This is a genomic window from Intrasporangium sp. (assembly GCF_035280925.1).
GTDB lineage: Bacteria > Actinomycetota > Actinomycetes > Actinomycetales > Dermatophilaceae > Intrasporangium.
This window is the reverse complement of sequence record NZ_DATEEY010000069.1, coordinates 75,020-85,807: the sequence shown is the minus strand read 5'-3', so window position 1 is coordinate 85,807 and position 10,788 is coordinate 75,020. Positions and strand designations below refer to the sequence as shown.

At 70.4% G+C, this 10,788-nt stretch carries 10 protein-coding genes; 3 read left to right on the top strand and 7 right to left on the bottom strand.

Translation table 11 applies throughout. The annotated features are described in order from the left end of the window. The 4 genes from VJN29_RS07360 to VJN29_RS07345 all read right to left on the bottom strand — a co-directional run. A partial coding sequence (locus VJN29_RS07360) for an isocitrate lyase/phosphoenolpyruvate mutase family protein (protein WP_324142974.1) occupies nucleotides 1–154 on the bottom strand: 154 nt, incomplete at its 3' end. Between the two features lie 371 nt (nucleotides 155–525). Then, entirely contained in the window at nucleotides 526–759 is a 234-nt protein-coding gene (locus VJN29_RS07355; protein WP_324142972.1) for a lipoyl domain-containing protein, read from the bottom strand. Continuing rightward, complete coding sequence (locus tag VJN29_RS07350) at nucleotides 756–1,802, bottom strand: alpha-ketoacid dehydrogenase subunit beta (protein WP_324142971.1); 1,047 nt, start codon at nucleotides 1,800–1,802, stop codon at nucleotides 756–758. The genes VJN29_RS07355 and VJN29_RS07350 overlap by 4 nt, the downstream gene beginning before the upstream one ends. Before the next feature lie 10 nt (nucleotides 1,803–1,812). Next, on the bottom strand, nucleotides 1,813–2,841 hold the full coding sequence (locus tag VJN29_RS07345) for a thiamine pyrophosphate-dependent dehydrogenase E1 component subunit alpha (protein ID WP_324142970.1): 1,029 nt from the start codon (nucleotides 2,839–2,841) through the stop codon (nucleotides 1,813–1,815). A gap of 238 nt (nucleotides 2,842–3,079) precedes the next feature. Here VJN29_RS07345 and VJN29_RS07340 point away from each other — a divergent pair, with 238 nt between their 5' ends. Next, complete coding sequence (locus VJN29_RS07340; protein WP_324142969.1) at nucleotides 3,080–4,759, top strand: NERD domain-containing protein; 1,680 nt, start codon at nucleotides 3,080–3,082, stop codon at nucleotides 4,757–4,759. Between the two features lie 148 nt (nucleotides 4,760–4,907). After that, nucleotides 4,908–5,924, top strand: a complete 1,017-nt coding sequence (locus VJN29_RS07335; RefSeq protein WP_324142968.1) for a universal stress protein — start codon at nucleotides 4,908–4,910, stop codon at nucleotides 5,922–5,924. A gap of 206 nt (nucleotides 5,925–6,130) precedes the next feature. On the opposite strand, the gene VJN29_RS07330 is transcribed toward VJN29_RS07335, so the two are convergent. From VJN29_RS07330 to VJN29_RS07320, 3 genes are all read right to left on the bottom strand, one after another. Then, the gene (locus VJN29_RS07330; protein WP_324142967.1) at nucleotides 6,131–6,556 is read right to left on the bottom strand and encodes an SRPBCC domain-containing protein; all 426 of its coding nucleotides are present in this window, start codon (nucleotides 6,554–6,556) and stop codon (nucleotides 6,131–6,133) included. A gap of 280 nt (nucleotides 6,557–6,836) precedes the next feature. Further along, nucleotides 6,837–7,595 carry a FadR/GntR family transcriptional regulator gene (locus tag VJN29_RS07325; RefSeq protein WP_324142966.1) on the bottom strand — a complete coding sequence of 253 codons (759 nt, stop codon included), beginning with the start codon at nucleotides 7,593–7,595 and terminating at the stop codon, nucleotides 6,837–6,839. Continuing rightward, complete coding sequence (locus tag VJN29_RS07320) at nucleotides 7,592–9,097, bottom strand: amidase (RefSeq protein ID WP_324142965.1); 1,506 nt, start codon at nucleotides 9,095–9,097, stop codon at nucleotides 7,592–7,594. The genes VJN29_RS07325 and VJN29_RS07320 overlap by 4 nt, the downstream gene beginning before the upstream one ends. Before the next feature lie 162 nt (nucleotides 9,098–9,259). Here VJN29_RS07320 and VJN29_RS07315 point away from each other — a divergent pair, with 162 nt between their 5' ends. Beyond that, the gene (locus tag VJN29_RS07315) at nucleotides 9,260–10,786 is read left to right on the top strand and encodes an ABC transporter substrate-binding protein (protein WP_324142964.1); all 1,527 of its coding nucleotides are present in this window, start codon (nucleotides 9,260–9,262) and stop codon (nucleotides 10,784–10,786) included. Nucleotides 10,787–10,788: the final 2 nt, after the last annotated feature.

The window sequence follows — 10,788 nt, the reverse complement described above, 5'->3', positions numbered from 1 at the left end:
TGCCAGCGAAGCCGGCGCTCGTCGTCGCCAAGGCGTGAAAGCCCAGGCTCTCCAGCACCTTCGCGGAGCCGGGATCCCAGGGGTTGGGCATCAGTAGGGGACGGCCGGGGACGTGGAGGTCGCGGAAGCGCCTTCGGCTCGTGACCGGGGACATGGTGGACAGGTGGAGGGTCATGCACCCCACCGTAGGAGAGACCGCCGACAGTGACCGCGTGACCCCGTGCCCCCGTGGCCCCGAGCTCTCAGTCGATCGAGTGAACGGGATTGGGGGAGCCCCTTCCCGAGAGTTGTTCACTCGATCAGGGGTGGGGGCGCCCCGGGCTGGGTCGTGACGGTGCTCGCGAACCCAGCCCAGCGGCATACGGCGTGGTCTTGGGCATTGCGCCCGTCGCGTACGTGGCCACTCACCCGATCGAGTGAACGGGCTTGGGAGAGTCCCTTCCCAAGCTGTTCACTCGATCAGGGGTGGGGGCGCGCCGGGCTGGGTGGTGACGGTGTTCGCGAACCCAGCCCAGCGGCATACGGCTAGTCGATCCGGGCGATCGGCTCGCCCTGCTTGACAACGCCCTCCTCCTCGACGAGGAGGTGCACGACCCCGGCGGCGGGGGCGAGCACCTCTGCGGCCACCTTGTCGACCTGGACCTCGGCGAGCAGCTGGTCCGCGGCGACGGACTCGCCCTCACCGACGAACCAGGTCGACACGACGCCCTCGCTGTCGGGGTCCTCCTTGGACAGTCCTGGGAAGGGGACATCGGTCATCCGGCCACCGCCCGGCGCACCGCTTCCTCGATTCGCTCCGGCCTGGGCAGCACGGCGTACTCGAGCACATGGGCGTAGGGGATGGGCACGTCCGGGACGGCGACCCGCTGGACCGGCACCTTGAGCAGCGTCGGATCCCGGTCGGTGACCGTGGCCACGACCTCGCCGGACAGGCCGAAGGAACGGTAGTCCTCGTCGACGACGACGAGCCTGCCGGTCTTGGCGACCGAGGTGAGGATCGCCTCACGGTCGAGTGGGACGAGGCTGCGCAGGTCCAGCACCTCGACGTCGATGCCGTCACCGGCGAGCTTCTCGGCGACATCGAGAGCGTGGTGCACGGAGAGCGACAGCGTCACGACGGTGACGTCCTTCCCCTCGCGGGCCAGCGCTGCCTTGCCGATCGGCACGACGTAGTCGCCCTCCGGGACCGCGTCGATGGAGCGGGGGTTCTTGGCCATCCAGGGCAGGCCCATGACGCCCTTGTGGAACATGTACACCACGGGGTTGTCGTCGCGGATCGCCGCGGTCATCAGGCCCTTGGCGTCGGCCGGGTTGCTCGGCACGACGACCTTCATACCGGGGAGGTGGGCGAACGTGCCCCAGAGGCACTGCGAGTGCTGGGCCCCGTCGGAGTACCCGCCGCCAACCGCCGTGGTCAGGACCATGGGGACCTTGACGTTGCCACCGGACTCGAAGTGGATCTTGGCCATGTGGTTGTAGATCTGGTCGAAGCAGACGCCCAGGAAGTCCGCGAACATCAACTCGACGATGGGGCGCATGCCCTCGGTTGCCGCGCCGATGCCGAGGCCGATGAAGGCGGTCTCCGAGATCGGGGTGTCGAGGATCCGGTCCGGCCCGAAGCGGTCGAGCAGCCCGGTCGTCGAGCTGAAGATCCCGCCGTAGGCGCCGACGTCCTCGCCCAGGTAGATGACGGACGGGTCGCGCTCCATCTCCTGGGCGATGGCCTCGACCATCGCCTTGGAGGTGCTGAGGCGCCGGCCAGCAGCGGGCGCAGGAGTCGCGGTGGTGTCAGTGATGGTCATCGTCGTCTCCTCAGGCGAACACGTAGGCGGTGGCCTGCGCTGGATCCGGCAGGGAACTGTTCTGGGCGAAGACGACCGCGTCCTCGACCCGCTCGCTCGCCGCCGCCTTGATGCGCGCCACGGCGTCGTCGTCGAGCAGCCCGGCCGTACGGAGGGTCTGCTCGTACCGTGGGATCGGGTCCTGGGCGGGGACCTCGGCGAGCTCCGGCCGGTAGCCCTGGGCGTCGCCCTCGAAGTGGCCCCACATCCGGAGGGTGTGGACCTCGATGAGCGAGGGCCCTTGACCAGCTCGGGCGCGCGCGACGGCGTTGCCAGCGGCCGCGTGGACCGCCTCGACGTCGTTGTCCTCGACGCGCTCGCCCGGGATGCCGTACCCCGCGGCCCGGTCGGCGTTGGACGGGATCGCGGTGCAGGCTGACTTCGGCACGGAGATGCCCCAGTCGTTGTCCTCCACGATGAACACGACCGGGAGGTTCCACGCGGCCGCGAGGTTGAGCGACTCGTGGAAGGCGCCCTGGTTGGCGGCCCCCTCGCCGGTCACCGCGACCACGACGCGATCCGTGCCCTTGCGCTTGAAGGCGAACGCCTGCCCCAGCGCGGGCGGGTAGCCCTCGGCGATGATGCCCGAACACGAGAAGTGGGTGTCGGGGTCGAACAGGTGCATGTGACCGCCGCGTCCCCGGCCGAGCCCGGTCTCGCGGCCGAAGATCTCGGCCGTCATCTTCCGCAGGTCCATGCCGTGCGCGATGGCGAAGTGATGCGGTCGGTGCGTGGCGGTGACCCCGTCATCGGTGGTCAGGTGTGCGCACACACCGGCGGCGACCGGCTCCTGGCCGGCCGACAGGTGCATCTCCCCGGGGACCAGCCCCTTGCCGATGTCGAACCCCGGTCCCTTGTCGGCGTGGTACTCCCTGAGGATCGCCTCCTCATAGGTGCGGGAGAGGACCATCGTCTCGTACAGCCGCACGCGGGCCTCACCATCGAGGGCCCGGGCGGATGCGGCACCGCTTGGCGTCGATACGTGCGTGTCCGTCGTCATGACGACCTCCAGTCCGGGGCTTGCCGGTGGCAGGCGCCGGGAGGGCGCATCGCGCCTGACCACGGCCAGCGCGGGCATCCCGGAGGCCGAACTGGCCACTCACCACAGTAGGCACCCGCCGGAGGGAGGTCCATGCCTGTGACGGGGCTCACTCCCAGACGGCGTGGAGGAGGCGAAACTGCCCGTGCGGGAATCGGTTTCCCTGCGGACTGCCGCGACCGTGGCTATGGTGCGGCCTGTGGACAGCTGGCAGAGCCGAGGCGACCGGGAGACGGTCGAGGGGCACCAGTTCGCGAACGAGGCTGAGTGGCTCGTCTGGGACCGGCTCTCCCGGCAGGTCTCCGCGGACACGGCCCTCGTCCCGAACCTGCGCCTGACCAGCACGCAGAAGGACCACGAGCTCGACATCCTCGTCCTCATGCCCGAGGTGGGCGTCGTCGTCGTCGAGGTCAAGGGCGGCAGCGTGTCGGTGGACGAGCAGGGCCGATGGTGGTCGGGAGGGCGGAACCGGACCAGCCGGATCCGGCCGGTCGAGCAGGCTCGCGACGGCAGGTATGCGCTCCGCGACTTCATCGAGGCCGACCCGCGGTGGAAGAACCGCCGCAGCCGAGTCCGCTTCGGCCATGCGATCGTCCTGCCGTACACGGACCTCGCGTCCGACTTCGCGACCCCGGACTGCCCACGCTGGATGGTCAGCGGACGAGGAGACCTCGCCGACCTCGCCGGCCGCGTCCACGACGTCGCCGCCCTCCAGCAGAACGAGCAGCGCGTCCCGACCCATGACGACATCGACCTGATCCGCGAGATCCTGACGGGGCGCAGCTTCCCGGTCCCCGACATCACCGCGGAGGCCGACGAGCGCGAGGCCGTCGCGGACCGGCTGACGCGTGAGCAGGCCGACCTGCTCAAGGTGACTCGCCTGATCCACCGGCTGGAGGTGCGCGGAGGAGCCGGTTCGGGCAAGACGATCCTGGCCCTCACGCAGGCCAAGGACCTCACGCGCGGACAGGGAGAGCGCAAGCCGCAGCGGGTCGCCCTGCTCTGCTACTCGATCGGCCTCTCGCAGTACTTCAAGCGGCAGCTCGCCGGAGTGCCACGCAGGCACCGTCCGGCGTTCGCAGGCTCCTTCGAGGACCTCGCGAACGAATGGGGCATCTCCACCGACCACGACCGCAACGACGCCGACTTCTGGGAGCGGGACCTGGCCGCGCAGATGGCCGGGGTGGCGACCGGGCTACCGGAGGGGAAGCGTTTCGACGCGATCATCGTCGACGAGGCGCAGGACTTCGCCGACCACTGGTGGCACCCGCTCATGAAGGCGCTCAAGGACGAAGACACGGGCGGGCTCTACGTCTACAGCGACGAGAACCAGCGGATCTTCGCCAGGTACGGCCAGCCGCCGGTGCCGCTCGTGCCCCTCGTGCTCGACCACAACCTGCGCAACACGCGGCAGATCGCCAGCGCCTTCGGCCCGCTCACCCCGATGCGGATGACCCCCAGGGGCGGAGATGGCCCCGAGGTCGCCGTCATGCCGTGCACGAGCAGCGCGGCGATCGGCGTCGCGGACGACCAGGTCGAGGCGCTGCTCGACGAGGGTTGGCACCCGGAGCACATCGCGCTGCTGACGATGGGGTCCCGCCATCCGGCCCAGAAGGAACGCCAGGACGCGGACGGCCAGATCGGGTACTGGCGCTCCTTCTGGGAGAGCGACGACGTGTTCTACGGGCACGTCCTGGGCTGCAAGGGCCTGGAGCGGCGCGCAGTGGTGCTCTGCGTCAACACCGATCACGCGGACCGCGCGAGGGAGAAGCTCTACGTCGGCATGTCCCGGGCCACCGACCGGCTCGTCGTCGTCGGCGACCCCGAGTTCATCCGGTCGATCGGGGGAGACGCGGTGGCCAAGCAGCTCGGCATCTGACCGGTGAGCCCAGCGGCGGGCGGGCCGGGCGTCCGGGTCGTCCCACATGGAACTGCTCACCCGGTGCTGCGCCTGACCCCGCCCTGCGAGAGGATGGACAAGGCCGGAGCGGCCGCTCCGGCCAACGCAACCGGAGAGGGTGCTCAAGATGGACTCGGACGTCACGACGGATACCACCGACCAGCCCGGCTCGGCACCCGAGACGGCGAGCTCCGCTGAGGCTCAGGCGAACACACCGACCCACGGCATCGTCGTTGGCTACGACGGCTCGTTCCCGTCGCAGCTGGCGCTCGACTGGGCCGTCGAGACGGCCCGAGAGCGCGGGCGCCCGTTGACGATCGTGCACGGCATGAACATGGCCGGAACGCCGGGCTTCGCCGCGATGGATCTGGCTCACGTCGAGCCCGTGTACGAGCGGACGGCACAGGAGATCGTTGCCGAGGGGGCGGAGCGGGCCAGGAAGTCACTCGAGGTGAACCAGGTCGAGACGCAGTACTGGCTCGGCAGCCCGGCCGGACAGATCATCGAGGCATCCGAGTCGGCCGACCTCGTCGTCGTGGGCAGCCGGGGGCGTGGCCGGATCCTCAGCGGCCTGCTCGGCTCGACGTCCTACGCCGTGGCTGCCCATGCGCGCTGTCCCGTGGTCATCGTCCGGGCGGCGGCGGGCGGGGACACGGACGACGTGGAGAACCTGCCCAGGCCCAACCGTCCGGACGCCGCCCACCCGGTCGTCGTCGGCAGTGACGACTCGCCGCCGTCGGAGCGCGCGGTGGACGCCGCTGCCGAGGCTGCCGCTGCAGCGGGGGCGCGGCTGCGCATCGTGCGCGTCGCGGAGGACCTGCACGTGAACACGCGGACGGTGGTCGAGGCCGGGGCCAGCGACAGGGGTGATGACGGCCCCGAGGACCGTGACCCGACCGCGCCCGGGGCCGAGGAGAGCCTCAACCAGGTCGCCGAGCGCGTCCGCGCCGCGCATCCGTCGCTCGAGGTGACGACCGAGGCCGTCCTCGGCGAGCCCGGCGCCTTGCTCAGCGAGCTGGGCAAGGACGCTGGGTTGATCGTCGTCGGCTCCCGCGGCAGGGGCGGCTTCACCGGCATGCTGCTCGGCTCGGTCAGCCATCGGGTCATCCACGACGCGGCATGCCCGGTCATGGTCGTTCGCTGAGCGACCCTGCCAGGCTCCCGGGCCGAGCGAGTCCAGCCAGGCCAGGGCGTGGTCATGGCCGGGGCCAGCGAAAACGACAGGTCTCCGCCGAGAGTCGTGCGTCCACCCACGTGTGAGGGCACGGGCCGACTCCGGTAGGCGATTGACGACACGGTGGAGCGCGCCCCGGCCCAGCGGCATACGACCCGGGGCACGCCAGCGGCGGGTCAGCCGTCGAGAGAACTGGTCAGGCGTCCGAGGGCCTCGTCCCAGCGTTCCTTGTCGCCCAGGCCGTCCTCGGCAATGCCGCGCCCCTCGTGGAAGATGTCGAGCCGGGTCCCGTCACCCTCGCGCCTGAGCTGGAGGTCGACGATGCTGAGCGGCCCGTCGTCGTGGGGATGCCAGGAGACGCGGATCTGTTCCAGAGGATGGTAGCTGCGCAGGACGCCACACGGGCCGTCCTCGCTGTGCCAGGGCTCACCCTTCGTGGCGAGGCGGGCGCCGGGGCCGAGCAGGGCCTCCGTGCCGCGCGGGCTGATCAGGTGGGTCCACACGCGCTCGAGCGGGGCCGCGACGGTCGTGCTCACGTGAACACCGGCCGGCGACCCCTCGAGCTCTGCGTCCTCAGGGATCGACTGCGTCTGACTGGTCATTGGGTACCTCCGGTCGCCTGTCTGGCGGGTCCGGCCCCGGATGGGCTGGACCCACCAGTGACAGTCGACCAAGGATCCGGCCGAAGGACAAGAGGCAAACGAGTGACGTATGCCGCTGAGCCGGCTTGTCCTCGCGAGGCACCTCCCAGCCCGATCGAGTGAACAACTTCCGGGCCGAAAGCTGTTCACTCGATCCGGGAGTCGGGGACTGCGGCCACGCTTGGCGCTCCCGCCGAGCCGCCCGACCCCGAGCCGTCAGGCGGGGCGTGCGCCAGGCGGGTCAGGCGTCGAGCAGTGCCCTGAGGGCGTGCCGCTCCGAGGCGGGCACGTAGCCGGCGTAGTACTCGTAGAGGCTCTGCAGCGAGGCCCGCGCCGCCGCCGGCCCGTCGCCCGCCCGGATCGCCCCGAGGACCTGCTCGTGGTGCTCCAGGGAGCGGCGCATCAGCGCCCTGCTGTTGCGCGCGTTGGCGATCTTGTCGGAGATGACCGAGAGGACGGTGTCGCGGACGACCTCGTTGCTCACCTGGATCATCGTGTTGCGCGACGCGACGGCCACGGCCTCGTGGAAGGCCAGGTCTGCCTCGCTGAACGCGTCGTAGCCGAGGTCGATCGCTCCCCGCATCCGTTCGACGGCGGCGTCCATGTCGGCGAGCTGCTCGTCGGTGCGAAGGACGGCGGCGAGCCGGTTCGCGGTGGCGTCGAGCATCATCCGCGAGACGAGCAGCTGTGCGAGCGTGAGCTCCTCCGCGCGGGCCAGCCGGCGGAGCTGCTTGCTCAGCCCGCGGGCGCTGAAGGGCAGGATCTCGGGACCGTTCGGGTCCCCCGGGCGCGAGCGGACGACGCCGTTGCTCTCGAGGACACGCAGGGCCTCGCGCACGGTAGCGCGGCTCGTGCCGAACTGCGTGACGAGCTCCCGCTCACTCGGCAGTCGCTGCCCGGGGGCGAGCTCGCCGCTCGCGACGGCAGCCTCGACCTGCTCGACGATCCGCTCGTAGAGACGGACCGGCCGGACCTGCTCGAAGGCGTGCTGCTCGGTCATTCCGGCTGACCCGGCGCCGACGGACCCGAATCCGGTTCACTCGATCGGGGCTGGGCGCCCGATTGTCGTTCACTCGATCGGGTCTGGGGGATGGGCCAGATGGGCGTGGCCTCCGGGCTGCGGCGGCGCTCGAACCAGTGCACGGCCCGGAGCACCCCGACGTCGTCGAACCGGCGTCCCGAGACCTGCAGGCCGATGGCGCGCCCGTCGGGGAGGAAGCCGCAGTTGACCGTGGCGGCGGGCTGGCCGGACATGTTGTACGGGGCGGTGTAACCGATGTGCGCCATCCCCTCGTCGCGCTCGCCCCACGGCATCGGCCACTCGGCGGGGAAGGCCGCAATCGGGGCCACGGGCGACAGCACGAGGTCGAACGGGTCAGTGGCCAGCACCGTCACCTGCTGGATCCGCGTGATGCTCGTGTAGTCCCGCATCAGCTCCTGCGCCGACACCCCGCGTGCCGCCTCGACCCACCGCCGGATGAAGGGCAGCACCCGCTCCTTGGCCGCCGGCTCCAGGGCGTCGAAGTCGACGAGCGAGCGGACCCTCCAGAACTCGTCCAGCTGACGCAGCAGGGCTGGCGTGAGGAACGGCGCCAGCCGCTCGACGCGGGCACCGGCCGCCTCGAAGACCCGAGCGGCCTCCTCGACCGCCTCGCGGATCGCTGGGTCGAGGTGAAGTCCGCACCCGGCGTCCACGTGCAGGCCGACTCGCAGTCCGGCGACGTCGTAGCTGCCGCCGACGGTGAGGTCGTCGACTTCCAGCCGCTCCGCCGGGAGGGCGGTCCAGTCGCGTGGATCGGGACCGCTGATGACGCCCAGCAGCATCGCCGCATCGACTGCCGAGCGCGCCATCGGCCCGGCCGCCCGCCCGAGGAAGGGCGCGTCGAGGGGGACGCGGCCCGCGCTCGGCTTGAGCGTCGTCAGGCCCAGCCACGTCCCGGGGAGGCGGATCGAGCCCCCGATGTCGGTGCCGACGTGGAGGGGGCCGTAGCCGGCCGCAGCGGCTGCGCCGGCTCCCGAGCTGGACCCGCCCGTCGTGAGGCGGGGATCCCACGGGCTGCGGGTGATCCCGTGCAGGCTCGACACGCCGGAGGACAGCATCCCCCAGTCCGGCATGACGGTCGAGCCGAGGATGACCCCGCCGGCCTCCTCGATGCGTTCGACGACGGGACTGCTGCGCTGGGGGACGGCGGGAGTCACTCCGGCATTCCCCGCCGGCATCGGTACGCCGGCTCGGGCCAGGTTCTCCTTGACCGTCACGGGCACGCCGTCGATGGGACCTCGCGGGCTACCTGCGCGCCAGCGTGCGGCACTGCGCTCAGCGGCATACCGCGCCTCGTCGACGTCGTACCTCCAGAAGGCGTTGAGCTCGGGCTCCCGCAGCGCGATGACGTCGGCCACGTCCTCCAGGACGTCGACCGGGGACAGCGAGAGAGAGCCGTATGCCGCTGAGAGCGCTTGCGCCGTCAGGCTCGCCGGGCGCCGGGCTGAGTCCGTCGACATGTTGCCCCTTCCCCGCTTCCCGGTTGCCGTTCGGTCGCATTTGGCCCGCGGACGGTGTCAACCCTTGACATCCGCGCCACCGAGGGAAACGGTAGCGCCCAACGGAGAAAAGTCCACTGGTCAGACCGGTGCCTTTGGATCGCCACACGGGATGGAGTCACGATGAAGCCCAGCCGTTTCGCCACCGCAGCCGGGAGCGTCCTGCTCCTTGCCGTGACCGCCGCCTGTTCGGCCGGGTCCGGCACCTCGGACGGGACGTCGACCACTGGGCCGGGCGGCTCGGGCGACACGTCCCTCACCGTCGGCCTCGTCGCGGAGCCGGTGAGCCTCGACTTCACCACCAAGGACGGCGCGGCGATCCCGCAGGCGCTGCTCGACAACGTCTACGAGACGCTCGTCAAGGTGGACCAGTCCGGTGAGCTGAAGCCGGCCCTCGCCACGGCCTGGCAGGTCTCGGCGGACAACAAGACCTACACCTTCGACCTCGTCGACAACGCGAAGTTCACGAACGGCACGGCCTTCACCGCGAAGGACGCGGCGTTCTCCATCAACCGGGTCAAGAGCGACTGGACCATCTCGCTCAAGTCCGCGATGGACGTCGTGGCGGAGGCGAAGCCACTGAGCGACACGCAGCTGCAGGTGACGCTGAGCAAGCCGAGCAACAACTGGCTCTACAAGATGTCCACGCGCATCGGCGCCATGATGTCCGAGACTGGCGTCACCGACCTCGCGAACGAGCCGGTGGGGACCGGCCCGTACGTCTTCGGCGAGTGGAAGCGCGGCGACTCGATCAACCTCAAGGCGAACCCGGACTACTGGGGGACCAAGCCGTTCTTCCAGGACGTCACCTTCAAGTACTTCAAGGACCCGTCGGCGCTGAACAACGCGCTGCTCACGGGCACGATCGACGTCGTCGGCACGGTGCAGGCGCCGGAGTCGCTCCAGCAGTTCGAGAACAACGACAAGTACGAGATCACCGAGGGCACGACCAACGGCGAGGTGGTCCTGTCGTTCAACAACGGCAAGGCGCCGATGAACGACCTCAAGGTGCGCCAGGCGGTCCGGTACGCCATCAACCACCAGGCGCTGCTCGACACCTGCTGGGCGGGACGCGGGACCCTCATCGGCAGCATGGTGCCGCCGACCGACCCGTGGTACGAGGACCTGACCGGGCTCTATCCCTACGACGTCGACAAGGCCAAGGCACTCGTCGCCGAGACGGGTGTGGCCGCGAAGCCGCTGCGCCTGCGCGTGCCGTCGCTGCCCTACGCCACCTCGTGCGGGCAGGTCGTCAAGAGCCAGCTCGAGCAGGCCGGCTTCAAGGTCGCGCTCGATACGCTCGAGTTCCCGGCCGTGTGGCTCAGCACCGTGTTCACCGACGCGGACTACGACATGTCGATCGTCGCGCACGTCGAGCCGCGGGACCTGCCAGCGGTCTTCGGCAACCCCGAGTACTACACGCGCTACGACAACAAGCAGCTGCAGGCGGACCTGGCTGCCGCCGACGCCGGCACTCCGGAGGAGCAGGTGACGCTGATGAAGAAGGCGGCGCGCGAGCTCTCGCAGGACGCTGCAGCCGACTTCCTCTTCCTCCAGCCCAACCTCATGGTGGCCGAGAAGGGCATCACCGGGCTGCCCAAGAACGCGATCACCGAGTCGTTCCGCCTGTCCGACCTCAGCCGCGGCTGAGC